Source organism: Burkholderia pyrrocinia (assembly GCF_018417535.1).
Classification (GTDB): Bacteria; Pseudomonadota; Gammaproteobacteria; order Burkholderiales; family Burkholderiaceae; genus Burkholderia; species Burkholderia pyrrocinia_E.
In genome coordinates this window covers 452,240-477,311 of the sequence record NZ_CP070977.1, presented here as the reverse complement: position 1 = coordinate 477,311, position 25,072 = coordinate 452,240, and the positions used below count along the sequence as shown (strand labels likewise).

Genomic DNA, 25,072 nt, shown 5'->3' with positions numbered 1-25,072 from the left:
TCGCGCTCTAGCCCATCATTGAATGAATTTCAAAATTCTCAAATCATGCTTGAACAACTCAGCCTCTTCAGACGGTACGCCTTGCAAAACTTTATCGATCCCATTTACCGAAATTTCGTCGACGATCTTCTTCCTCATACTCCGCTCGGCGTCCGGATACCATCCACCCGACAGCACCAATTGAACAACACAAAGCATTAGATTTTCGATCTGAGATTCATACACGCCTTCGAAATTTAGATCGACGTGCCCCAACACCTCCCTGTGAGAAGCTCTTTCCATAAGAGCGCTGTCTCTGCAGAAATTGAAATATGCATCCAATGCCAACGCCTTAATTGTTTCATATGGCACTCGATCTTCTCTTCTTGAGCTCATTCACTTACCCGATTTGGTTGGCCTAATGACACCACCATTATCCATCACATTAACTTTAATGTTTGGATATTTTTCCTGGAATTGCTGAATCACATTCGAGCAACTTGCACACGGGGCACGCTCTGTAAGTAGATTAATAGCCCCAGAAACCGACGTATTGTCCCCAAGCTGAGCAGCAATGTTATTCAGTATCTTAGCCTCAGAATCGGCACTTCGATTAAGAAGAATTGGATCATTCCCCGACGTCCATACGTTGGAACTGGGAAACGTCTCTGGTACCTTTCCTACGAATCCCAAGGCTTGTTGCTCTGCTGTCGGAGTAGAAATTTGACTCGATGCTGCCATCGTCGGCTGAATACCCTGAATATTGATCTGCGCCACACCTACGTTTCCACTCGTTTTTGCGCTACCCGTCAAAGTTGACCGCAAATCAGCAACCTGCTGCGCCAGATCATTCTTAATCCCAGCCTGAATCGACTCGTTCGACTGGGGCACCCCCTTCGACGCCGCCTGTACCGCTGCATTATTTGCGGCCACACTGCCAACCGTTGCTCCGAGACCCAATGCCGCGTACGTCATCGCGGCCGCCCCCGGACTCATCCCTAGACTCTGCAGCGCGAGCTCACCATAGGTCGGCGTCGGATTACCGTTTACTGCCTGAGTAAAACCAGCTTTCGCATAATCGAAGCTTATACCAGCAACAGCCCCCCCCGCGATACAACCAACCAGGGTGTAGCAACCACCTAATGCCGCCGCCGTTCCGGTCGCCACACCTGTCACGCCTTGCACCGCCCCCACAAGGCGATTCGAAACCTGATTTCGATCGTAGGCATCGTTCAGGCGATCCAATTTGGTGTATCCATCGAATGCACCAGCCTTCGTCAGAACATCCTTCTCGTAGGTAAACTGTGAACCGTCATTCTGCATTTTTTGCAGTATCGCCTTCTTCGGGTCACTGTCCGGGATATTGTCCGCACAATGCACAAGCGCACATTCCGCTGCAGCAAGCCGATATTGCTCCTCCGATGACTGATTTTTCTGCAATTGCTGGAGTTTTTCGGCCTCGCTTTGGTGCAGTTGACGATTGTAAAGCTCATTGTTCGCGGCAGCACCCGCACCTGCGAGCGTACCCGACCCACCACCCGCCAGCGCACCACCTGCCGCTCCGCCAGCCGTGGCGACAACTTCGTTCAACGCCTTGCGCGCTGCCGCCTGCGCGTCCAACGGCAACTGACTAACCGCCTGATCAATAATAGGCTGGGCCAGTGACTGCAATACGTCGCCAGCAACCGAACCGGCGACCGCGCCAGCCACATTCCCGCCCGACAACGCCGCGCCAATCGCAGCGACCGCTGCATGCAGGACATCACGCCCTGCGCCGCCTTCACCGAACAGCGCCTTCATCTGCGGACTACTGTTCTCCAGTTGCGTCGCGGCTTCCGCAACCGCGAAGGTTGCTGCCTTGCCGAACGCTTGCGCGAAAGCCAGATCGTTCTGAACCTGCTGCAAATTAAACGTGTTTTGCACGGTCTGATTCGCGCTCGCCGTGTCACGCGACAGACCTGCCGTGCTATCGGTACCGTCCTGTTGATCGGACTTCACAACGATCTTCGCCGGACTCACCGCTGCCTGCGTGACCCCGCTCGCATGATCACTTGTCTGCGCAAAGCTCGGACCACTCGATGTCGAGAACCCTTCTGTCGACGCCGAATACGACATCGAATTCTGGACATTCGAGAAACCCAAACTGCCAGTCGTCAGATTGTTGCTTTCAGCCGGTGCTGCACTGGCAATCTGCGCACCGTTCAGTTGCGTATGGTTCGCCACATTTACATCGAAGCCCCCCTTGCCAGCCACGATCCCGGTTTGCTGATTCACCGACGCATAATTCGCATCAATGCCGGTATGGCCAATCGACGCATCAACCCCACCGCCATAACCGAACGTGAAGGTGCCGCTGACACCACTGTTGTGCTGGTTGCTGGTGTAGTTCGACGTATCCTGAACGCTCGTCATCGTCAGATTGCCACCGACATCGGCCTTGACTTTGTCGCCCGACACCTGCGCACCTGTCAGCGTCGTATCGCCGCCCGATCGCAACGTTAGCGCGTTGCCCGCCGTAATAGTCGTATTGGACTGCGTGACGCTGTCGCCGTTGCCTTGGCCGTGCGAGTTCGTACCGTTCGCGAATACGCTGATACCGGTATTTTTTCCAACCCCAATCCCAACTCCGGCGTTCCACCCGCTGGAACTATTCGAACTCGTGTCCTGCTCAGTACTCTGCGCGCTTTGCAGCGTGATCGCGTTGTTCGCATCGAGCGCGACATTCTTGCCGAGAACCGTCGCCCCAGTCATCCCGATATTCCCAGTTCCTGCCTGAGCGTTGCCATTCGCGTCCTGCGTACCAGTCGCTGTGATAGATACGTTGCCGTTACCGATGACCGACGAACCTTTCGCGTTCGTGATCGATGTTGTTGAATTGCTGCTGCTATGGCTCGAACCGATGCTGATCTGCACCTGAACGCCCTTGGCGGCCTCGCTCACATTGCCGTTCGACAGGGCATTGGCCGCGTCCTTGATGCCGCCACGGTTCTGGTAAGCCTGCTCGGCCGCCGCCACGGCCTGCACCGCAGCGAGACGCGAATCGCCCGACTGTTGGCCCTGGCGCACCGCACTCGCCATCGACTGCCCGAGTCCAACCAGACCGCCGCCCAATCCGACGCTCAGACCCGATTGGCTGAACTGCTGCGATTGCGCATCTTTGTAGGTGTCGTAGGCAGCATTCACGGTCACGTTCTGGCCTGTGATTCCAACATCCTGGCCGGCAACGACCGTGCTGCCCGTAATCGTCGCATCCTTCCCGGCCTGGATCGTGACGTTACCCTGCGACGATCCAATCACGCTGCCATGATTCGTCACCGAGCTTGCTTGATCTTGCTGTGCGGTCGAGCGCGAACCCATCGTCACCGACAGACCGCCATTCGTGAGCAGACCCGATTCCTTCTTCTCGTAATAGCTGGACGATTGAGTCGTGTCTTGCGAGGTCTTGATGTTGACGTCGCGCTTTGCCTGCAACGTGACGTCGTTCGTGCCGACGACATTGCTGCCCGTCACGTTGATGTCGCGGTTGCTGACGATGTTGACGCCATCGGCCGATACCGTGCTGCCCTGACTGTACGTTGCCGTCTGGTCAATGCCGCTCGCAATCTTCGCGCCACTGACGACATTGCTGTGGCTGTGCGTTTCGTGCGAATTCAGCTCATGTGTTTCAGTTGCCGCACCGATGTTCACATCGCCTGCTGCCAACAGGTTCGCATTGCCTTTGTCGAGGCTGATCGTACTGCCGATGATCGTAAGATCCTTACCCGACGCAAGCGTGACCGTGTCGCCGCCGTTGAGCGTTGTACCGGTCAGCGCCTGGTCGGACGTATGCAGCGTCTCCGCATAGCTGCCGTGACTGTCGCTGCCGGAACTGTTGCTGTTCACGGTCGACGTCGCACTCGCAGTGCCAAGCGAGATATTGCCCTTCGCCGCGACCGTGCCGCCCTGGCCGAACTCAATTTGCGCACCTTGCGCAGTGATGTTCCCACCAACACCGATACTCGATACGCCGCCGACCTTCACCGCGCTGCCGACTACATTGTTGATGTCTGTGTTCGACACGCCGTTTGCGCGCTGCACGATCTTGTGTTCGCCCGTTTGGACCGCACCGAGATCCCAGTTACCCCCGACATTCATGCCAAGATCGCCGCCGACCGACAAGTTGCCGGCCTTTTGCTGAAAATTTCCACCCGTCTTGATCGCAGCATCACCGGTCACGTCAAGTTGAGCGATCGGCCCAAGCGTGGTCGTGACACTCGTCGCACCGTCGCGACTCACGCGCGTATCGGCCTTCGTCGCAGTATCGAGAATCAAGTTGCCGCCCGCGTCGATGTTCAGATCACCTGCCTTGACCTTCGCCGACGTCAAATCGACATTGCCCGTCGTCGTTAACGACATCAGCCCGCCGCTTTGCAGCGCGCCGAACGCGTTGTCGATCTGCTTGCCCTGAATCGATAGCGTGTTGTCCGCCTTCACCGTGCCGCTGTTCGTGAAGTTCTGCGCGTCCTTCAAATCGATGTCGGTTGCAGTAATCAGCGGGCCGTTGACGTTCTGCTGGTTCGCCTTCGCGAGGTAGACGACCGGTACCAGCACCGACTGGCCGTCAACCACGCGCGTTTCCATCATGATGACGTTACCGGTCAGCTTCGATACCTGATCGGCGGACAGACTCGCACCGATCGGCAAATCAAGCTGCTTGTCCAACGCCGCGCCCGCCGCCAACAGCGACTGGTACATCGCCTGCAGGTCCGTGTACGGACCCAGCACCGCACGGCCGGTCAGCGCCGTGACCTGATTGCGTACCAGTTGCTGTTCGTAGAAGCCATCACCCAGACGCTTCGGAATATGGGTGAGGTCGACGCCGAGCTGACCGAAGAAGTAGTCGCTCGAAATGAAATTCTTCTGGTTCGTAAACGCCGGGTTCGTCTCGATCACGTAGTTCGCGTTCGGCGACGGGTCCGGCCTGTACAAGCCGCCCTGCGGAATCGTGAGGTTGTTCAGCACATTCAACGCCGTCGCGCCGGCAATGACCGGATCGACGGTCGTGACGCCACCGTGCACCGCCGACGCGCCCGACTTCGTGCCGCTCGCGTTGCCGCTCAAGCCACCGATCGTCAACCCCGGGACGGCTTGCCCCGGCAGCAGGCCAAGCGACGGAATCGACGCGTTGCCGGCCGTATTATTGATGCTCACGCCTGTTCCGGAAATCGTGCCGTTCGAGCCCAAGGTCGAATGGTAGTCCGGCAACGAATATTGCTTGACCGACGCCGGCGCCGCCTGCGTATAACCGCCCGGGCGGCTCGTGACGAACGGCGCGTTGCCGAACGGCAACTGCCAGTTGTATTCGCTATTGTCGTAGTTGTTGTAGTGATACTGCCCGGAATACGACACGGTCACGCTCGGCGCCTGCTGGCCGGTCGCGGCCCAACCGTCGCCATCGTAATGCTGCGGCATCTTGATATTGCCGACCGCCGTGATACTGCTCCAGTAGTTTTTCAGGTTCCCGGTCGTGGACGCATCGATGTTGCCGCCCGACGCGATTTGCGCGGCCGGGCTGATCCCCGTCACGGTCGTCGCCGTCGCGCTATCCGCGTAGTAAGTCGTGTATTGATACGTACTGTTCCACTGACCGCCATGGGGCGGATCGGTATACACGCCGCCGATACTGGTCGGGTCCTTCACACCCACCTGGCCGGTTTGCCCCTTGATCGGAATACCGAACTGCGCCAGCGTCGCCGGATCAACGGAACCGGTCGAGGTCGTCATCACCCGACGCGTGTTCGTCACCTGATTGGCGTGCAGCTCCATATCGCCGCCTGACTGGATCAGCGCCGACGAGTTGTTGATCAGGGCTGCGTTCGTATAGTTGCCGCTGGCATCCTTGCCGCCCGCGAGCACGACCTTGCCCATGCCGAAGATGGCCGTCGTCGCCATCGTATCGGTCGCCGTGGTGTCGTCACGGTTCTCAATGTCGTTGGCGAGGATTTCGAGCGTGCCGTTACTGTCCGACGCACCAATCAGCGCGGTCGGCGCGAGGTTCGACACCGTGCCCGTTGCGTTGAGCGACGTACTGCCGCCCACGATCGCACCCGTGTTGGTCAGGTTGGTCGATTGCGTATGCAGCAGCCCACCGGCCGACAGTGCGCCGGAGTTGACGATGTTGCCCGCGTTGACGCTCAGATTGTTGACCGACTGTACGTTGCCGCTGTTGTCGAACGTGCCAGGCAACGTGAAAGCAAGATCGTGGCCGACGTTGAACTGATAATCCGGCGTTACCGAGAAGTCGCCCTGCAGGTTCACGTTGGCATCGTGAGCCGCGCTATACGTGCCGCCGCCCCGCAGCGTCGGAGCCGTTACCGTCAAGTCATGCGTCGAGCTGATCTGCCCGTTCGTGTTCGTGATCGCGCCGGTCGTCGTCACGTCCACGTCGCCGCTCGAATTCGCGACGTTGCCGATCTGCCCGCCGCTGTTGTCCAGGGCCGTCCCTCGAACGTGGAGGCTCGCGCCGCTCAGTTGTCCGCCCTGCGTGTTGGAAATCGATGCCGCGCTGACCGTCACGTCGCCGTTACCGGTGATCGCGCCCATGCCCGACACACCGCCCGCGTGACTATTGGTGATCTGGCTGCCGCCTTGCACGGTCATCTTGCCGGCGCCAAGATCGGCAATCGAGCCATCGGCATTGTTGATCGATGCCGACTGGATGCTGAGCGTGCTCGTGTCGCCCGCCGTCGACTGGCCAGCCTGAATGTGGCCGGCCTGGTTCACTAGCGCGCCACCATTGGTGAGCGACAGGGACGCGCCAGAACGAATCAGCCCTTGCGCGTTGTTCACGTCACCCGCGATCGTTGCGTTGATGCCGCCTTGCGCCGCGAGGATACCGCCCGAGTTGTCCCACGTGCTCGCGTCGACCACCGCTTGACCCTTGGTGACGATAGTCCCTGCTGCGTTGTTCAACGCGCTCGCACCATTGCCAGGTTCAATCGTCAACGTGCCCGTGCCGGCATGCGTGATCGTCCCGCCGGCATTGTTCAGTTGGGCCGGGGCAAGCGTCAGGTCCGTGCTGTTCGTCTGGATCACGCCGCCTGCGGAGTTGTCCAGCGAGCCGCTCACGTTGACGCCCATCGCCGACGATCCATACTGCGTGATCGTCCCGCCGTGGTTCGTCAGGTTCGGCGTGGTCAGCGCCATTTGGTTCGCTTCGAGCGTGCCGCCGCTGTTGTCGAGCGTCGAATCGGCGGTCACCGACAGGCTCGGGGCAACGATCGAGCCGCCCTGGTTCGTCATCGACCCTGTGTGAATCGTCGCATTCGTGCTCGCACCGATCTGGCCGCCGTCGTTCGTCAGCGTGGCGCTCGTCAAGCCGACGGCCGTGTTGGATAACAGCTTGCCGTTCGTATTGTTCAACGCACCGCTGACCGCCGCCGTCAGCCCGGTTTGAGCGTTGATCGATCCCGACGTGTTGTTCAGGCTGCCGGCTTTAGCAATAACCTGACCGTTGCTCGCGATCTTGCCGCCTACGTTCGATACCGAGCCCGTGCCGTTGCCCAGTGTCAGCGTGCCGGTACCCGCGTGGACGATCGTGCCGCCATCATTAACCAGCGCAGCCGGAGCCAGCGTCACGTCCGTACTGTTGGTTTGCAGCGTGCCGCCGCTCGAATTGTCGAGCGTGCCCGAGACATTGACGGCCATCGCGCCAGTGCCGGTCTGCGTGATCGTGCCGCCATGGTTCACAACAGTGGATGCGTTCAACGCAACCTGCCCAGCCTGCACGGTGCCCAAGCTGTTGTCGAGGGTCGCACCGCTCAATGTCGCGCTCTGCCCGGCAATCGTGCCGCCGCTGTTGGTCAGGTGTGCGCCGGCGTCGACGACCACATTCTGAGCAGCCTGCAAGGACCCGCTGGTGTTGTCGACCGACTGGCCGGAAACGTGGAGATTCGTATTGGACGTGATCGTGCCGTGGTTGGCGATATTGCCGCCCTGCACGGCCACGTCGCCATTGCCGCCGATCACGCCGCCTTGCACGCCGTTCGCCGTCGTGCCGGCCGCATTCACGAGCTGACCGGTCGCCGTCAATACCAGGCCGTCAGTACCGAGAGACGTGACTCGACCGGCGGTATTGTCGATCGTCGTCCCATTGACATCGGCGTGCCCCGCACTCTGGATCGTGCCTTGATTGTTCGCGATGGCGCCGCCACGCAACGCCATCGTGCTCTGCGAAACGAGCACGCCGGACTGGTTGGCGAGTTGCCCCGCCGCCGTCACCGACAGCGGTCCCTGCGACGACACATTGCCGCCTTGGTTCGATACGTTGCCGCCCGTCAGCGTCGTGCTGCCACCGCTCGTCAGGTTACCGTGGTCATTGATGACCGTGCCCGCCGCGTTCGCCGTCACCGCCCCTTGCGCGCTCGTCGTTGCATTCGTGAGATTCACGTCGCCGTTGGTCGCGGTCAACGACAGGTTGCCGTTCGCGGCGGTCGTGCTGCCGGCGAGATTCACGCCGTAGCCTTTCGCCGTCACGTTGCCACCCGCAACGTTTTTACCGGTGGCGCTCAATTGGCTGGTCGTCGCGAGTTGCAAGTCGCCAGCTTGCGTGACGGTGCCGTTGCTGTCCACGCCTGCGCCAAGCAGTCCCGTCGAATTCAGCGAACCCGCCGTCACGCCGACGTTGTGTTGCGCGGCGAGCGTGCCGGTATTGACCACATCCGCGCCGGTATTCACTGAAACCGACTGCTGACCATAGGTCGTGCCGCTGTTCTCGACTCCACCTGCCGCCGAAATGGCGACGTTACCGGTCGACGAAATCTTTCCCGACTGAATCAGCCGCCCGTCGGTGGTCAGCGTCAGACCCATCGCGTCCGCCGCGATCGTCCCCGCGTTCCGGACACCGACGCCCCCTTCTGCTCCGACCAAAAAAATGCGATTACTGTACATACCGCCCAGTTGGCCCACGTCGATCGCGACGGCCGGCGCCGCACCGTCCCCCTGGATTCGTGTTGCCTGGAGCGTGTCGTGATTGACCTGATTCGCGCCTGCGACCACATTCAGGTTCGTCGCATAAATGGCTGCATTGGCTTGTACGGCTCTCGCTATCAGATCGACCTGATCCACATTTGTGGCATTCAGGCCAGCGCCTTGAACGGTGATGAGGCCGCGTGTAACGTTGAAACCCGCCAGCGATCCGTCCGCATTCAGATTCGGCGTGCCGGTCGTCAGGATTGCACGCGAGGTATTGATAAAGCCGCCACCATCGACCACCAAACCAGACGGATTGGAAATGATCATCTCCGCACGTTGGCCTGCGATCTCAACGAAACCTTTCAGTTGTGAAGGGTTCGAGCTGTTGACCTGGTTGATGATGATCCTGGCCGAACCGTTCGGGCTGAGGTTCGGGTTGCCGTTGACGTATCCCGCTTGCTGTGTGTTCGTCAAAACAGGCGAGTTATTGACGATAACGCCTTGTTTGGGTACGTCGAATTGCGAATAGGTGTTCAGCGACACACCCGCGCCGCTCGGCTTGGTGATGTTGACTTGTTGGAGGCCGTTCTGCGTCTGGATCACCGACGGTGCATTCGCACCTGCACCCACGACCTGCGCACTCGACCACATCGGCGTCATGCCTGCCGCAAGCAACGCGGCGAACGCCGCGTGACGCATTCCGAACTGCGCGAGGGCATGCAGCCCACCGCTTCCTGTGGCCCGCGCGGTTTCACCCGCGCTCGCTTTCCCCGACGAGCTGGCAGTCTCTTCGACTGCAATCAACATGCCGCGCACGCGGCTGAATACCAGACGATATTGGTTCTTATTCATGGCTGCGGCAAACGCTCATGTCGAACGTCAAAGAACGGTGGCTGAACACGCTGCGCAAGTACGGAAACGCTTCTCAACGTCGATTCGACGTTGCCGAAGTCTCTCGATTCCTTTTCACTCGTGCTGGCTGCGGAATGATTGGTCTCTCGCCGCGAATGTATCGAAATGTGCTCTACCGCACTGTCAGAAATTGCAAGGCCTCGTCAGGGGTGCCCGTGGGTAAAGCCAGCACGCATCACCACATGAACAGAATCACGACACATTCAAGATCGAATACGCGCCACCCTTCATAAATCTTGAAAATAAAAAATTGACACTTGAATACGCTATTTGATAAGAAATGATGAGCCTGAAAGCCTGAGGTGTGGACCACGAGGTAACGGACACTGCGGGGCATCGCCTCCGCGTCCGATGCGAGCGAATCGTTGATTTATTGAGGCTGCGCGCATGCAGACATCGTCGTCTACGCGCCATCGTAAGAGAGCAATCAGAATCGCGTCGCTTTTTCGCAAATCCAGAAAACCATCTAAATTATTTAAACGCCCACTATCTCAAATAGGATGGTTTGACATTTCTCGCCGCCGTTAATCCACGGATCATCCACTAGCGAAAGTAGACGCCCGTGCGATGCAGCCTGTCTCCAGTTTGCAACACGACTTTCGCCGGACGCCCTGCTCGCCGCCGGAATGCAGAATTTTTGAACCACATATCACTTTCCCGAACACGGCCAGCTACGGCCGCTCCGCCGATGCACTTCCGCATCGACGCACTTCGTTCAGGAGACTTCGTGAATTCCACTCTCTATACCGCCGTGCTGATCGGCCTGGCACTCTTGCTCGTTGCGATGTTCGCGTTCGGGTTCTACTGGCTCGCAACCAAAGATCGTCCGACTTCCCCTAAAACCCCCGCTCCGTCCTCTCCATCGTCCTGCGCGATCGACGAACACGATGAATGGGAAGCGCAGGCCCCGTATCCCGATCATGCGCTGGACGCTCTACGCCGCCCAGCTTCAGTATCGTCAAGCCACGCAGCATCCGCTCGCTCGTCGTTCGCACCGCCCGAGTTTGACGAACCGCTTTTCGAAACCGCGTCGCCCACTTCGGAGGCACGCCATGCGCCGCCTCCTGACTACTTCTCCTACGCGCCGCAGCGGCTGACGGAAGCTGCCGCGTCCCCGGCGGACACACATGGCTGCCCGCATTGCGGCTCGGCTCGTATTGAAACGCTCAATGTCGGTCGCAGAACCGGTAGCACGATCGGCAGTGTCGCCGGCGCGACCGGTGGTTTTGCGATGGCGTTGTCCGGCGCCGAAGCCGGCGCAGCCGTTGGCGCGATCGGCGGACCGGTCGGCGCTGTATTCGGCGGACTGGCGGGTGCGGTCGTAGCCGGCCTGCTCGGCAGCGCAGCCGGTTCTGTCGCCGGCTCCGCTGTCGGCGCCGTGCTCGACGACAACGTATTCGACAACCATCGGTGTCTGACGTGCGGCCACAGCTTCGGCTCGGCATTTCACTGAGCCCGGTCCGTGTCGTCTGATTCGCGCAAAAGGTCGAAAGCGCTCAATTGCCGGACGCCCCATCAGCATCGGCCAACCGTCACATCAGATCGCTTTGGTCCATTCTCAGGAAACCAGCCATGCTCTATCCCTCTCCCCTCAATTACCTCGCCGCGTTCGCGCTCGCGTTCGTCGGCGGGATACTGGTGGCCGCATGCCACTGCAAGTACGTCGGCAAGATTCGCAGGGAGGCTACAACTCATGCATGATCACCGCCCGTTCGATGACGACGAAGCGTCCTGGTCCACTGGCCCGTCTCGATCGGATACCGCTGAATCCACCCATTACCGTCCCGGCTCGGGGCCAATTTATCCGTGTCCGCAATGTCAATCGCCCCGTACGGAACCGCGCCACGTCGTACGCCGTATTGGCGGAACCGTTGGTGCAGCGGCCGGCGCGACCAGTGCTGTCGCGCTTGCATTGTCTGGCGCGGAGGCCGGCGCAACGGCCGGATTGATCGCCGGTCCGATCGGCTCGGCCTGCGGTGGCGTAGCAGGCGCGATCCTCGCTGGTCTGATCGCTGGCGCCGCTGGTTGTGCAACCGGTGCCGCCTTTGGCGAAGCCGTCGACCAAAAAATTCTCGACAACTGGCGATGCCTCGCCTGCGGACGCACCTTCAGCGTTCAACCACGCTAGCCCGCTTCCCGTCTCATTTCCTTCATTGATTTCGTTCCGCTCGGCCTCGGCCGGGCTTTATGCACTGTGATTTTTCAATAGGAGTTTTCTTATGCATCTCGTTCAATCGATGGCCTACGTGGGCGCCGAACCGTGGCACGGTCTTGGCAACAAGCTCGCCCCGAAACAACCGCTCGAAGTCTGGGCGCGCGCCGCCGGGATGGACTGGCGGATCGAAGAGGCCGAAGTACGCTTCGTCGCGGCTGGCAACCGCAATCTCGGCTCGATCCACGCGTTTCCTGAACAGAAGGTGCTGTACCGCTCGGACAACAAGGCACCGCTGTCCGTTGTGAGCGCACGCTATCAGGTCGTGCAACCCGAAGAGATCCTGGAGTTTTATCGCGATCTGACGGAGATCGGCGGGTTCCAGCTCGAGACGGCCGGCGTACTGAAGGAAGGGCGCAAGCTGTGGGCGCTCGCGCGCACCGGGCAATCCGGCACGCTCAAGGGCAAGGATCAGATCAACGGTTACCCGAACTGACGGCCGCCAACATCGAAGCGACATTCGCGCAGCTCTATGGCGCACGCGGCGACATGTTCGAACGCGGCGTGCTTCAGTGCTTCAAGCGGCTGTCGTGGAATTACAAAACGAATCAGCCCTTCAAGTTCGGCAAGCGCATCATCGTGCGCTACCTGCTCAGTTCCGGTTCCCCAAATTTCCGCGTCACGAACGAGCTGGACGATCTAATCCGAGTGTTCTGCATCCTCGACAGTAAGCCGGAACCGGATCACCGCAACGGCGCGTACTGCCTCATCTCCGACACCTGGCAAGCCCGACGAACCGAGGTCGAGCACGACTATTTCCATTTACGCTGGTTCAAAAATGGCAACGGCCATCTGACCTTCAAGCGCGCGGATCTGGTCGACCAAATGAACAAGATCCTCGCGAAGCACTACCCGAACGCGCTCGCCTCCGAAGTCCGGTAATTCCGGGACGCGTCCTGCGTCTCGTCTTTCCCCACCCATTCAACGAAATCGGTATCCGGTTCATCCGGAGGCCCGTGCTCGTCTATTACCAGGAGTATTTCGTGAATCTGCCGTCTACTCACCGTGCCGGCCCGCGCTTCAAGCTCGGTCGGATCTTCGCCACACCCGCCGCCGTGGATGTCATGAACGCCGCACGCGTCTCGACCATTGACCTGCTGATCCGCCACATTCGTGGCGATTGGGGTGATCTCCCCGAGTCGGATCGCCAGCAAAACGAGCGATCGGTCGACGCCGGCCTGCGCCTGCTGTCCAGCTACGTCCTCCCGAACGGACAAACCGTCTGGGTCATCACGGAATCGGACAGGTCGGCAACGACCTTTCTGTTGCCGGGCGACTACTAGCCGTCAACGCGGCAAGGAAGAAAGCGGCTGGTTCAGCAGTGCGTCGATGAATGCATGGGGATCGGCATCCAACCCTGCCCGAAGGTTTGGATGATGTGCTGAACGACAACAATCCAGTCAACGCTCGATGATGGGCCTACTGATGGGCTGAAAAACAAAAAGCCCCGTAAGTCCTTGAACTTACGGGGCTTTCTCACCGCTTTTGGCGGAGACGGAGGGATTCGAACCCTCGATCCAGGTTTTGGCCCAGATGCTCCCTTAGCAGGGGAGTGCCTTCGACCTCTCGGCCACGTCTCCCAAACTTTCGCTCGCACCAGGGAGGCAGTGCGACGAGAACGAGATAGTATAGGGTTTCGAACCGCGCGTCAATTTCCGTGATGCATTTTCGTCAACGCATCACGAAAATTTCATCATGCCTGGTCGAGTTCGAATGCCTTGTGCAGCGCGCGGACGGCCAGCTCCATGTATTTCTCGTCGATCAGCACCGAAATCTTGATTTCGGACGTCGAGATCATCTGGATGTTGATGCCCTCTTCCGACAGCGTGCGGAACATCTTGCTCGCGACGCCCACGTGCGAACGCATGCCGACGCCGACGACCGACACCTTCGACACCTTCGGGTCGCCCTGCACCTGCTCGGCGTTCACATGGCCCTTCACCTGGTTGGTGAGGATGTCCATCGCCTTCTGGTAATCGCCACGGCCGACCGTGAACGTGAAGTCGGTTTTGCCTTCGACGCTCTGGTTCTGGATGATCATGTCGACGTCGACGTTCGCGTCGGCAACCGGGCCGAGGATCTGATACGCGATGCCCGGCTTGTCGGGCACGCCCATCACAGCAATGCGTGCTTCGTCGCGCTGGAACGCGATGCCGGAAATGACTGCCTTTTCCATGGTCTCGTCTTCTTCAAAAGTAATCAGGGTGCCCGAGCGCATTTCTTCGTCGAGCGCAATCAGCGGATCGGTCAGGCTCGACAGCACGCGCGTCTTCACCTGGTATTTGCCGGCGAATTCGACCGAGCGGATCTGCAGGACCTTCGAGCCGAGGCTGGCCATTTCCAGCATCTCCTCGAACGTCACGCGATCGAGGCGTCGCGCCTCTTCGACGACACGCGGATCGGTCGTGTAGACGCCATCGACGTCCGTGTAGATCAGGCACTCTTCGGCACCCAGCGCAGCCGCGACCGCCACCGCCGACGTGTCCGAGCCGCCCCGGCCCAGCGTCGTGATGTGGCCGTCCGGATCGACGCCCTGGAAGCCTGTGATGATCACGACCTTGCCTGCGTTCAGGTCGGCCTTGACGCGCTCGTCGTCGATCGAGTGGATGCGCGCTTTCGTGAACGCGCTGTCGGTCTTGATCGGTACTTGCCAGCCGGCGTAGCTCACGGCCTCGACGCCGATTTCCTGCAGCGCGATCGACAGCAGGCCGACGCTGACCTGCTCGCCGGTCGACGCGATCATGTCGAGCTCACGCGGGCTCGGCTGGCTCGAAATCTCTTTCGCAAGACCGAGCAGACGGTTGGTTTCGCCGGACATCGCCGAAGGCACGACCACCAACTGGTGCCCGGCCTGATGCCATTTTGCGACGCGTTTCGCGACGTTCTTGATGCGCTCGACCGAGCCCATCGAAGTGCCGCCGTATTTGTGTACGATGAGTGCCATTGTCGTTCTGAACTGGAGGAAAGACCGCACGGGTGCGCTGGGCAGGCCGCGTTGCCGTTCGGTCACGCGGCTTGTGGCTGTGGACGGACGACGAGGGAGACGGCTGGGACGCAACGCGCAAGCGTGACGGATTTTGCCCGGAAGGCCGATCAGGCCGCGCAAACCGGGTACGTCACGCGGGAAACCTGCACAAATCGCTCAAAAATCGAGCCGAGCAAACGTCCGAGCGTACCCGATAGAAGCCCGCTTGACAAGCCGCGCGCCGTGTCTGTGGCCGTTCCGGCGCTGTTTACCAAATGGTGAAAATGGGCGCGCCATCGCGCCGCCAAAAGCCTGCCCGCCGTTACGCGATCAGCAGGTCGGGACGCCATTCGATCCGGCGCCACGCGCCGCCGCCGGACGGCCCGCCGTCGGGCAACTCGCCGTCGCGGTTCACGCCAAGCCGCGGCACGTAGATCAGCCGGTCGCCCGCGAACAGCAGCGGCACATCGCGCTGCCATGCCGGCACGCCGCGCTCCTGGAACAGGTTCTTCAGCGTCCGGCCCGGCCCGCCCGGCGAGGTGCGCATCCGTTCGCCGCCCGCCCGGGCGCGCGCGGCGAGCCGCGCGCCGCGCAGCAGCGCCTCCGGCACCGCGCCGGCGCTTCCCGCGTCGGCCGGCGCGAACACGAACGTGCCGCGCCATCCGGGCAGGTGCCAGACTTCCTGCCCGTCCCACACAAGCGCCGCTTCCGGGTGCGGCGTGCCAGTGCCGTCGTCGGCCGGGTCGGCGCTGTCGCCCGCTTCCCAGTAGACGACATCGCGATAGAGCCGCAGGCACTGCCGCGCGTGATCGACGCGCAGCGCATGCGCGTCGTGCGCGGCGCGCAACTGCCGCATCATGTTGGCGAGCCGGGCGGCCGACGCGCCCGGCAAACCAAGCTGGCGCATCCAGAAGCGCAGCAGGTTCGCGCCGCGCGTGTCGTCGAATGCAACCAGCGATTCGCGCGACAGCGCCCGCCCGTCATCGCGCGCGGCGGCGGCGAAATCCAGTTCGGCCAGATCGTCGAGCAGCCGCTGCGCGGCGGCCGCATGCTGGGCCGCGCGACCGAGCGCGTCGCGAAAGCCCGGGAAATGCACGGCCAGTGCCGGCAGCACGTCGATGCGCAGCGCATTGCGCGCGTAGCGCGTGTCGCTGTTCGATTCGTCGTCGATCCATTCAAGCGCGTGCTGTGCCGCATAGCGCTCAAGTTGCGCGCGCAACAATCTCAGCAACGGGCGCACACGCTCGACGCTCACGCCGTCGGGACGGTAGCGCGGCGCCATGGCGGCGAGCCCCGCGATCCCCGCGCCGCGCAACAGTTGCAGCAGCACGGTCTCGGCCTGGTCGTCCGCATGCTGCGCGAGCCATAGCGTGGCCGCGCCATGGCGCTCGCACATCGCATCGAGCGCGGCATAGCGTCGCTCGCGCGCAGTCGCCTCGATACCGAGGCCGCTGTCGCGCGGCACGTCGACGCGCATCGATTCGAATTCGACGCCGAGCCGGGCCGCTTGCCCTTCGGCATGCGCGACCCACGCGTCGGCGTTCGCGCTCAGGCCGTGATGCACGTGCAGCGCGACGCAACGCGACGCGCCCGCGACACGCACGGCCGCGTCGAGCAGCACCGTCGAATCGAGGCCGCCGCTGTAGGCGATCGCGATGCGTGCATCGGACGGCATGCCGGAAAGCGCAACGCCGACCGCGTCGAGTACGACGCGGTCGGCGGAGAATTCGGTCGGTGGGATCACGAGAGGGACGCGCGCGCAGCGGCGCGCGTATTGAACACGCGGCCGGTCATGCGCCCGGCGTGGTTTCCTTGAACTTGCCGTAGGCCATCAGGCGTTCGAAGCGACGCTCGCGCAACGCATCGATGCTCATGCCCTGGAACTGGCGCAGCGAATCGGCGAGCGCGCGGCGCAACAGCGCAGCCATGCCCTTCGGATCGCGATGCGCGCCGCCGAGCGGCTCGTTGATGATCTTGTCGATCAGGCCGAGCGCCTTCAGGCGGTGCGCGGTCAGGCCCAGCGCTTCCGCGGCTTCCGGCGCCTTCGCGGCGCTCTTCCACAGGATCGACGCGCAGCCTTCCGGCGAGATCACCGAGTACGTCGAGAACTGCAGCATCATCACGGTGTCGGCCACGGCGATCGCGAGCGCGCCGCCCGAACCGCCCTCGCCGATCACCGTCGTGATGATCGGCGTCTTCAGCTCGGCCATCACGTACAGGTTGCGGCCGATCGCCTCCGACTGGCCGCGCTCTTCCGCGCCGATGCCCGGGTACGCGCCCGGCGTGTCGACGAACGTGAAGATCGGCAACCCGAACTTCTCGGCGAGACGCATCAGGCGTTCGGCCTTGCGATAGCCCTCCGGACGCGGCATCCCGAAGTTGCGCGCGGCGCGCTCCTTCGTGTCGCGGCCCTTCTGGTGACCGATCACCATGCACGGATGGCCGCCGAAGCGCGCGAGACCGCCGACGATCGACAGATCGTCCGCGAATGCACGGTCGCCGTGCAACTCGTGAAAATCGGTAAACAGTTCCGCAACGTAATCGAGCGTGTACGGACGCTGCGGGTGCCGCGCGATCTGCGAAACCTGCCACGGCGACAGGTTCGCGTAGAGGTCTTTCGTCAGTTGCTGGCTTTTCTTCGACAGCCGCTCGATTTCTTCCGAAATATCGACAGCCGAGTCGTCCTGCACGAATCGCAGCTCTTCGATCTTGGCCTCGAGTTCGGCGATCGGCTGTTCGAAATCCAGAAACGTGGTCTTCATGTGTTCGAATCCTTGGGTCTTGCGGCAGCGCGTATTCTACCCGCGCGGGCGACGCACAAAACCGACTCTCAACTATTGATGTTTAAAACCCGATAGCCGGCACTCAGGCGTCGGCGTCGGGCGCATCGAGGCTGCGCCACATGTACCAGGTCGCGACGGTGCGCCACGGTTCCCAGTTGGCCGCGACCTCGCGCGCCTCGCTGCGCGTGACAGGTTCCCCGCTGAAGTAATTGACGCTGATCGCGCGGATCAGGCCCGGGTCGTCGAGCGGCAGCACGTCCGGCCGCGACAGGTTGAAGATCAGGAACATCTCGGCCGTCCAGCGGCTGATGCCGCGGATCTGCGTGAGTTCGGCGATCACGTCCTCGTCGTCCATCGACGTCCATTTGTCGACGTGCAGCGCACCCGACACGAAATGCTGCGCGAGATCGAGGATGTATTCCGTCTTGCGCTTCGACAACCCGCACGCGATCAGCTTGTCCGCGCCGAGGCGGATCACCGGCTGTGGTGCGAGTTTCGGACAGGCGTCCTCGATGCGCGCCCACAGCGACTGCGCGGACGGCACCGAAATCTGCTGGCCGACGACCGAACGCGCGAGCGTGACGAACGGGTCGCCGCGCTTCACGAGATGCGCGGGACCGAACTTCGGAATCAGTTTCTTCAGGATCCTGTCGCGCTTGACGAGGTCGGCGCATGCCTTGTCCCAGTATGCAGGACGCACGACGACCTCCACGCCGTCCACTTCGGACGCACGCGTCTTGCGGGCCGCGTCGGCGGCCGGCAGCGCGGCCGCCGGCTGCACATGACCGTTGAGCGCGCCGTTCGGCGCGGCGCGCGTCGCGTCCGCCTTCGCCGCGGGCACGCGCTTGGCTGCCGGACGCGCGGCGACCGGGGTCGCGCGCCTGACCGGCGCTTTTCTGGCCGTTGCCATCTTGCCTCCTACCTGACGGATCGGTCAGTGGAACGCACCGCGCTCATACGCGACGCCATTCGGTCGATCCGCCCGGTTTGTCTTCAAGTGCGATGCCGGCCTCGAGCAGTTCCGCCCGAATCCGGTCCGCTTCGGCATAGTCCTTCGCTTGCTTCGCCGCGACACGCGCGGCGATCTTCGCTTCGATCTCGTCGGCAGCGAGCCCGCCCGCCTGCGCGGCGCCGGACGCCTGCTGCAGGAACGCGCGCGGTTCGCGGCCCAGCAGGCCGAGCAGGCCCGCCAGCTGTTTCAGTTGCCGCGCGAGCGATGCGTCGCCCGTGCGATTCACCTCGCCGGCCAGCTCAAACAGCGTTGCCACCGCGACGGGCGTGTTGAAATCGTCGTTCATCGCGGCCGCGAAACGCTGCGCGTGCGGCTCGTTCCAGTCGAGCGCGAGCGTGTCGGCCTCGACATCCTTCAGCGCGGTGTAGAGGCGCGTGAGCGACGCGCGCGCATCGTCGAGATGCACGTCGCTGTAATTGAGCTGCGACCGGTAGTGCGTGCGAACGATGAAGAAGCGCATGACTTCGGCGTCGTATCGTTCGAGCACTTCGCGGATCGTGAAGAAGTTGCCGAGCGATTTCGACATCTTCTCGTTGTCGACCTGCACGAAGCCGTTGTGCATCCAGTAATTGACGAACGTCTGGCCGGTCGCGCCTTCGCTCTGCGCGATCTCGTTCTCGTGGTGCGGGAACTGCAGATCCTGCCCGCCACCATGGATGTCGAAATGATCGCCGAGCAGCGTGCAGCCCATCGCCGAGCATTCGATGTGCCAGCCCGGGCGGCCCATCCCGTACTTCGATGCCCACGACGCGCCTTCGGGATCTTCCGGCTTCGCGCGTTTCCACAGCACGAAATCGAGCGGATCTTCCTTCGCGTCGTTCGCGGCGACGCGCTCGCCCGCGCGGAGATCGTCGAGCGATTTGCCCGACAGCTTCCCGTAGTTCGCGAACTTGCGCACCGAATAATTGACGTCGCCGTCGGTCGCCTGGTACGCGTAGCCGTTCGTCTCGAGCGTCTCGATCATGCCGAGCATCTGCGGAATGAATTGCGTCGCGCGCGGCTCGATGTCGGGCCGCTGGATGCCGAGCGCGCCTTCATCCTCGTGCATCGCACCGATGAACCGGTCGGTCAGCGACTTGATCGTCTCGCCGTTCTCGACCGCGCGGCGGATGATCTTGTCGTCGATGTCGGTGATGTTGCGCACATACGTGACCCGGTAGCCGATCGCACGCAGCCAGCGCTGGACGAGGTCGAACACGACCAGCATGCGCGCGTGGCCCACGTGACAATAGTCGTAGACGGTGATCCCGCATACGTACATCCGCACTTCGCCGGGCTGGCGCGGCACGAAAACTTGCTTGTCACGCGCGAGCGTGTTGTAGATGCGCAGTGATTCCATAGAGATGAACCGTGAGCCGAAGGAAACCGCCCTGGCGAAGCTCGCCCAGCATGCGAAGCGGACGGACCATCTGCTGCGGCGCCAGGCCGAGCGTCCTCGCTATCACATGGGGCGGTCAGGCTGCAAGCACAGCGGTGACGGCCACGAGAGGCTAAGAAAGACTGTCTGCGGCTCGCCGGAACGCGCAGACGTTTTGTTAGAATGGCTCGGAGTATAACATTCCGATTTACGCCTATGAAACCTCATCGCGGCCGCGCGCCGAGCGCTGCGACCCTCGTTGCGACCACCGTCATGGGCGTCGCGCTGACGCTGTTCGCGGCCCCCGCAGCGCATGCGCAGAAGGCCCCGGCAACCGCCGACGGCACCCCCGAAATCGACGCGTCGATCGCCGGCAAGCAGTGGAAGCAGGCGCTCGCGCAGCTCGACGCGCGCATCGCGTCGAACCCGCACGACGTGCAGGCGCAGTTCAAGCGCGGCACCGTGCTGGCCCGCCTGAACCGCGACGACGACGCGATCCAGCAGTTCGTCGCGATCACGCAGGCGTACCCCGAACTGCCCGAGCCGTACAACAACCTCGCGGCACTCTACGCGAAGCACGGCCGCTACGACGAAGCGCGCACCGCGCTCGTCACCGCGACGCAATCGAACCCGAGCTACTCGCTCGCGTACGAGAACCTCGGCGACCTGTACCTGCGCCTCGCGGCCGAATCGTACAAGCGTGCGCAATCGCTCGGCCGCACGAGCGGCGCGACCGCGCAGCGCCTCGCCGACCTGCAGAAGATCGTGTCGCCGCCGAAGGCCGCGCCGAACGCGCGTGCCGTCGCGCCGGCCACGCGCGACTACACCGACCGCGCAGCTGCGAACGTGAGCACCACCACGCTGCCGATGTCGCCGACGTTCCAGTTCAGCGGTCCGTCGGGCGCACTGGCGGCGCCGTACGTCGCGCCGTCGCAGTAAGCGGCGCGGCCCCCTTTCCCTCCCAACCTGAGGATCGCAATGAAACGTCTGTTGCTGGCGCTTGGCGGCGCCGCCCTTCTCGCGACCGCGCCCGCGTTCGCACAAACGGCCACAGCGCACCCCGTCGTGCAGCTCAAGACCTCGCAGGGCGACATCCGCGTCGAGCTCTACCCGGAGAAGGCGCCGAAGTCGGTCGCCAACTTCCTCGATTACGTGAAGGCCGGCCAGTACAACGGCACGATCTTCCATCGCGTGATCAAGGGCTTCATGATCCAGGGTGGCGGCTACAAGACCAACTTCGAGGAGAAGCCGACCCGCGCGCCGATCCCGCTGGAAAGCCGCAATGGTCTGAAGAACCTGACGGGCACGATCGCGATGGCACGCACGAGCGATCCGAACTCGGCCACCGCGCAGTTCTTCATCAATACGGTCGACAACAGCGGCCTCGACTACCCGAACCCGGACGGCAACGGCTATGCGGTGTTCGGCAAGGTCGTGTCGGGTCTCGACGTCGTGAAGAAGATCGAAGGCGTGGCGACGACTTCGCGCGGCCCGATGCAGGACGTGCCCGCGCAACCGATCCTGATCGAATCGGCCAGCATCGTCTCGAAGTAAGAACCTGCCGGCACGTCCGGCGCACCACGCGGCCGCGTCGTACGACCGGCCGCGTGCCATTTAAACCGCCTCACCGAAGGAATTCATCATGGTTGAACTGCATACGAACCACGGCGTGATCAAGCTCGAGCTCGACGCCGCGAAGGCACCGAAGACGGTCGAGAACTTCCTGAACTATGTGAAGAAGGGCCACTACGACGGCACCGTGTTCCATCGCGTGATCAACGGCTTCATGATCCAGGGCGGCGGCTTCGAGCCGGGCCTGAAGCAGAAGCCGACCGACGCGCCGATCGACAACGAGGCGAACAACGGCCTGAAGAACGACAACTACACGGTCGCGATGGCGCGCACGAACGATCCGCACTCGGCAACCGCCCAGTTCTTCATCAACGTGAACGACAACGACTTCCTGAACCACTCGTCGCCGACGCCGCAGGGCTGGGGCTACGCGGTGTTCGGCAAGGTCGTCGAAGGCCAGGACGTGGTCGACAAGATCAAGGGCGTCAAGACGGGCAACGCTGGCTTCCACCAGGACGTGCCGACCGACGACGTCGTGATCGAGAAGGCCGTCGTGGTCTGACGCACGGTAACGGAGGCACTTCGATGTTGCAGGAGAGTCCGCCGCGAAGCGTCTCCGCGGGCGTGCCGGGCGAGCGCGAATACGCGCAAGCCGCACGCCCGTTCCTGTTTCTCTCCGATCTGCACCTGAGCGTAGCGATTCCGAAGACGGTCGCCGCGTTCGAGCATTTCGTGAAATACACCGCCGACAGCGCCGACTCGGTGTTCATCCTCGGCGACCTGTTCGAATACTGGATCGGCGACGACATCCTCGACGACGATCCGTTCGCGGCACGCATGGCCGCGCTGATGCACACGTTCTCGGAACGCGGGATCGCGCTCTACGTGATGCACGGCAACCGCGATTTCCTGCTCGGCCGGCGCTTCATGAAGGCCGCCGGCGCGATGCTGCTGCCCGACCCTTCGCTGATCACGGCGTTCGGCCAGCGCATCGTGCTCGCGCACGGCGACGCGCAATGCACGGCCGACCGCGGCTATCAGGTGTTCCGCCGCTTCGCACGCAACCGCGTCGCGCAATGGCTGTTTCTCGCGTGGCCGCTCCGCTGGCGCCGCGCGCTCGCGCAACGCATGCGCTCGAACAGCGAAGCAGGCCGGATGCGCCCCGTTTCGGCGATCTACGATGTCACGCGTGAAGGCGTGGCAGCGCTGTTCCGAAAGAGCCGCGCGAGCGTGATCATTCACGGCCACACGCACCGCCCCGCGCGCCACGCCGAACCGGGCGGCGTCCGCTGGGTGCTGCCCGACTGGGATCTCGACCACGGTACGCGCCGCGGCGGCTACCTGCGCGTCGACGCGGAAGGCATCCACGCGATGCCGCTCGACTGACGGCGCCACCGCCGCCTCACCGACCGGCAGCCGTCGGCGCCCATCGCATTACGCCTGGCGCTCGACCGTCTTTCCTTCCAGCACCGCCGACAGCCTGCGCAGGTCGAGGCGCGCCGCATCGGCGCCCTGCAGCGTTTCCAGATGCGTGCCGAGCCGCTCGAGCGCCGCGACGATCTCGTCGACGCGGCGGCTTTCCTTGGCCGCATGATCGATCAGGCCGTGAATCGCGAGCGACATCGGATCGTCGGCGTTCGGCGTGATCCCGTAGGCGCAGAACGCCGCGCGTTCCGGCTGCGGCTTCGGCTGCGCCGGCATCACGATGCGCGCCGGATTGCCGACCGCCGTGCCGCCCGCCGGCACCGGCTTCACGACGACCGCGTTCGAACCGATCTTCGCGCCCGCGCCGACCGTGAACCCGCCGAGCACCTTCGCGCCCGCGCCGACGATCACGCCGGCCTCGAGCGTCGGGTGGCGCTTCGCGCCGCGCGTGAGCGACGTGCCGCCGAGCGTCACGCCCTGATAGATCGTGCAATCGTCGCCGATGATCGCCGTCTCGCCGATCACGACACCCATGCCGTGATCGATGAATACGCGCCGGCCGATCGTCGCACCGGGGTGGATCTCGATACCCGTCAGGAAACGCCCGGCCTGCGACGCGAAACGTGCGAGCCAGTAGCGCTTCGCGCACCAGCAGGCGTGCGCGAAACGGTGCAGCACGAGCGCATGCAGCCCCGGATAACAGGTCAGCACTTCCCAGGCACTGCGAGCGGCGGGATCCCGCTCGCGAATCGTTGCAACGTCTTCGCGCAGTCTCGTGAACATGATCTGATCGGGGAAAGGGCCGGCGCGCACCGCCGGCTATGACCGGCCGTTATCGCGCCGGGTAATTTGCTTATGACGTCCGGCGATTGTAGGGCCAGTCGCGCACGGCCGCACGAGGTCGCGCGTTCACCCCGCCGCCGGCGCGGGTATTCGGGCAGGAGGCTCGCTGTGGCGGTGTTCGCGGGAGGTTCGGCCGGTCGGACGCGCGCGGGGCCTGGCGCCTCCGAAGGCCGACCAAGCGCCCGCCCGGCCGGGACGCTGCACCCGAACGCCCGGTTGCCGGTCCGTCGGCCGCTTACGCGTCGCCGTCGGGCTTGCCCGATTTCAGCAGGATGTGCTTCGCGACGCCGCGCAGGATGTTGACCTCCTCGCGCTCGAGGCCCGTGCGCGCGAACAGGCGTCGCAGCCGCGGCATCAGTTTCTTCGGATTGCGCGGATCGAGGAAGTCGAGCGCGATCAGCGCGTTCTCGAGGTGCACGTACATCCGTTCGATCTCGTCGCTCTGCGCGAGCGTGCCCGCCTCGGACGATGGTTGCGGCGACGGCTCGCTCGCCTGCTCGAGAAACGCGACGCGGAGCTCGTACGCAAGCACCTGCACGGCCTGCGCGAGATTCAGCGAACTGTAGGCCGGGTTCGCCGGGATGTGCGCGAGCGCGCTGCACTGTTCGACATGCTCGTTCGCCAGGCCCGTGCGCTCGTTGCCGAACACGAGCGCGATGTCGCCCGTGCCGACCTGCGCGCACGCCTGCGCGGCGGCCGCACGCGGCGCAAGGCGCGGCGGCCCGTATTCGCGCGTGCGCGCGGTCAGCGCGATCGACCAGTGAGCGCCGGACAGCGCGTCGCCGAGCGTCGGCACGACATGCGCGGACGCGAGGACGTCGTCCGCGCCGCTGGCCATCGCGATCGCCTCGGGGTCGCTCTGCACGTGCGGCACGCGCGGCGCGACCAGCACGAGACGCGAGAAGCCCATCGTCTTCAGCGCGCGGGCGGCCGCCCCGACATTGCCGGGATGGCTCGGCTCGACAAGCACGAAGCGGGTGGACGTAAAGCCGCCGGACAGCGGCCGGGATGTGGCCGCGCCCGACTCGGACGGCGCGGCGGTGTTCTGCGGGGTTTCCAC

At 63.0% G+C, this 25,072-nt stretch carries 16 protein-coding genes, 1 tRNA gene and 2 pseudogenes; 9 read left to right on the top strand and 10 right to left on the bottom strand.

Features of this window, described 5'->3' with window-relative positions; genetic code table 11:
• Positions 1-15: 15 nt before the first annotated feature.
• Both JYG32_RS02200 and JYG32_RS02195 read right to left on the bottom strand, forming a co-directional pair.
• Complete coding sequence (locus JYG32_RS02200) at positions 16-375, bottom strand: hypothetical protein (protein WP_249744569.1); 360 nt, start codon at positions 373-375, stop codon at positions 16-18.
• Positions 376-9,783 (bottom strand): hemagglutinin repeat-containing protein, encoded by a 9,408-nt coding sequence (locus tag JYG32_RS02195; protein ID WP_213264505.1) that lies wholly within the window; start codon positions 9,781-9,783, stop codon positions 376-378.
• Between the two features lie 787 nt (positions 9,784-10,570).
• Here JYG32_RS02195 and JYG32_RS02190 point away from each other — a divergent pair.
• From JYG32_RS02190 to JYG32_RS02175, 5 genes and pseudogenes are all read left to right on the top strand, one after another.
• Positions 10,571-11,296, top strand: a complete 726-nt coding sequence (locus tag JYG32_RS02190; protein WP_249744568.1) for a complement resistance protein TraT — start codon at positions 10,571-10,573, stop codon at positions 11,294-11,296.
• 119 nt (positions 11,297-11,415) lie between these two features.
• Entirely contained in the window at positions 11,416-11,544 is a 129-nt protein-coding gene (locus JYG32_RS39430) for a hypothetical protein (RefSeq protein WP_283842723.1), read from the top strand.
• 518 nt (positions 11,545-12,062) lie between these two features.
• Positions 12,063-12,482, top strand: a pseudogene (locus JYG32_RS02185) (DUF932 domain-containing protein); the annotation flags it as partial.
• Positions 12,479-12,937: pseudogene (locus tag JYG32_RS02180) on the top strand (DUF4942 domain-containing protein); the annotation flags it as partial. The pseudogenes JYG32_RS02185 and JYG32_RS02180, both read left to right, overlap by 4 nt.
• A gap of 74 nt (positions 12,938-13,011) precedes the next feature.
• Complete coding sequence (locus JYG32_RS02175; protein ID WP_433960839.1) at positions 13,012-13,338, top strand: hypothetical protein; 327 nt, start codon at positions 13,012-13,014, stop codon at positions 13,336-13,338.
• Between the two features lie 203 nt (positions 13,339-13,541).
• Here the strand turns inward: JYG32_RS02175 and JYG32_RS02170 are convergent.
• The 6 genes from JYG32_RS02170 to cysS all read right to left on the bottom strand — a co-directional run bounded on the left by JYG32_RS02170 (position 13,542) and on the right by cysS (position 20,154).
• Positions 13,542-13,635 (bottom strand) — tRNA-Ser (locus JYG32_RS02170).
• A 113-nt stretch (positions 13,636-13,748) separates the two neighbouring features.
• On the bottom strand, positions 13,749-14,999 hold the full coding sequence (locus JYG32_RS02165; RefSeq protein WP_174380449.1) for an aspartate kinase: 1,251 nt from the start codon (positions 14,997-14,999) through the stop codon (positions 13,749-13,751).
• A gap of 343 nt (positions 15,000-15,342) precedes the next feature.
• Positions 15,343-16,764, bottom strand: a complete 1,422-nt coding sequence (tilS, locus tag JYG32_RS02160; RefSeq protein ID WP_213264504.1) for a tRNA lysidine(34) synthetase TilS — start codon at positions 16,762-16,764, stop codon at positions 15,343-15,345.
• A 46-nt stretch (positions 16,765-16,810) separates the two neighbouring features.
• Entirely contained in the window at positions 16,811-17,782 is a 972-nt protein-coding gene (locus JYG32_RS02155) for an acetyl-CoA carboxylase carboxyltransferase subunit alpha (protein ID WP_006478433.1), read from the bottom strand.
• A 103-nt stretch (positions 17,783-17,885) separates the two neighbouring features.
• On the bottom strand, positions 17,886-18,713 hold the full coding sequence (locus JYG32_RS02150) for a DNA-3-methyladenine glycosylase family protein (protein ID WP_174380451.1): 828 nt from the start codon (positions 18,711-18,713) through the stop codon (positions 17,886-17,888).
• Between the two features lie 43 nt (positions 18,714-18,756).
• Complete coding sequence (cysS, locus tag JYG32_RS02145) at positions 18,757-20,154, bottom strand: cysteine--tRNA ligase (protein ID WP_213264503.1); 1,398 nt, start codon at positions 20,152-20,154, stop codon at positions 18,757-18,759.
• Positions 20,155-20,388: 234 nt separating this feature from the next.
• On the opposite strand from cysS, the gene JYG32_RS02140 reads away from it, so the two are divergent.
• The 4 genes from JYG32_RS02140 (at position 20,389) to JYG32_RS02125 (ending at position 23,130) form a co-directional block, all read left to right on the top strand.
• Positions 20,389-21,111: a tetratricopeptide repeat protein gene (locus JYG32_RS02140; RefSeq protein WP_213264502.1), complete on the top strand. Its 723-nt coding sequence runs from the start codon at positions 20,389-20,391 to the stop codon at positions 21,109-21,111.
• Positions 21,112-21,150: 39 nt separating this feature from the next.
• A complete protein-coding gene (locus JYG32_RS02135; RefSeq protein ID WP_213264501.1) occupies positions 21,151-21,726 on the top strand; it encodes a peptidylprolyl isomerase in 576 nt (191 codons plus the stop codon).
• Positions 21,727-21,814: 88 nt separating this feature from the next.
• On the top strand, positions 21,815-22,306 hold the full coding sequence (locus JYG32_RS02130; protein WP_006478428.1) for a peptidylprolyl isomerase: 492 nt from the start codon (positions 21,815-21,817) through the stop codon (positions 22,304-22,306).
• 23 nt (positions 22,307-22,329) lie between these two features.
• Positions 22,330-23,130 (top strand): UDP-2,3-diacylglucosamine diphosphatase, encoded by an 801-nt coding sequence (locus JYG32_RS02125; RefSeq protein WP_213264500.1) that lies wholly within the window; start codon positions 22,330-22,332, stop codon positions 23,128-23,130.
• A gap of 48 nt (positions 23,131-23,178) precedes the next feature.
• Here JYG32_RS02125 and cysE read toward each other — a convergent pair whose 3' ends face one another.
• Positions 23,179-23,952 (bottom strand): serine O-acetyltransferase, encoded by a 774-nt coding sequence (gene cysE / locus JYG32_RS02120; protein ID WP_174380456.1) that lies wholly within the window; start codon positions 23,950-23,952, stop codon positions 23,179-23,181.
• Between the two features lie 295 nt (positions 23,953-24,247).
• Entirely contained in the window at positions 24,248-25,072 is an 825-nt protein-coding gene (locus JYG32_RS02115; protein WP_213264499.1) for an RNA methyltransferase, read from the bottom strand.

Excerpts from the sequence above, each read along its gene's own strand:
- JYG32_RS02155 (WP_006478433.1), bottom strand. The coding sequence starts at position 17,782 with ATGAAGACCACGTTTCTGGATTTCGAACAGCCGATCGCCGAACTCGAG.
- JYG32_RS02125 (WP_213264500.1), top strand. The coding sequence starts at position 22,330 with ATGTTGCAGGAGAGTCCGCCGCGAAGCGTCTCCGCGGGCGTGCCGGGC.
- JYG32_RS02150 (WP_174380451.1), bottom strand. The coding sequence starts at position 18,713 with ATGGCAACGGCCAGAAAAGCGCCGGTCAGGCGCGCGACCCCGGTCGCC.
- JYG32_RS02135 (WP_213264501.1), top strand. The coding sequence starts at position 21,151 with ATGAAACGTCTGTTGCTGGCGCTTGGCGGCGCCGCCCTTCTCGCGACC.
- JYG32_RS02130 (WP_006478428.1), top strand. The coding sequence starts at position 21,815 with ATGGTTGAACTGCATACGAACCACGGCGTGATCAAGCTCGAGCTCGAC.
- cysE (WP_174380456.1), bottom strand. The coding sequence starts at position 23,952 with ATGTTCACGAGACTGCGCGAAGACGTTGCAACGATTCGCGAGCGGGAT.
- cysS (WP_213264503.1), bottom strand. The coding sequence starts at position 20,154 with ATGGAATCACTGCGCATCTACAACACGCTCGCGCGTGACAAGCAAGTT.
- JYG32_RS02195 (WP_213264505.1), bottom strand. The coding sequence starts at position 9,783 with ATGAATAAGAACCAATATCGTCTGGTATTCAGCCGCGTGCGCGGCATG.
- JYG32_RS02165 (WP_174380449.1), bottom strand. The coding sequence starts at position 14,999 with ATGGCACTCATCGTACACAAATACGGCGGCACTTCGATGGGCTCGGTC.
- JYG32_RS39430 (WP_283842723.1), top strand. The coding sequence starts at position 11,416 with ATGCTCTATCCCTCTCCCCTCAATTACCTCGCCGCGTTCGCGCTCGCG.
- JYG32_RS02140 (WP_213264502.1), top strand. The coding sequence starts at position 20,389 with ATGAAACCTCATCGCGGCCGCGCGCCGAGCGCTGCGACCCTCGTTGCG.
- JYG32_RS02200 (WP_249744569.1), bottom strand. The coding sequence starts at position 375 with ATGAGCTCAAGAAGAGAAGATCGAGTGCCATATGAAACAATTAAGGCG.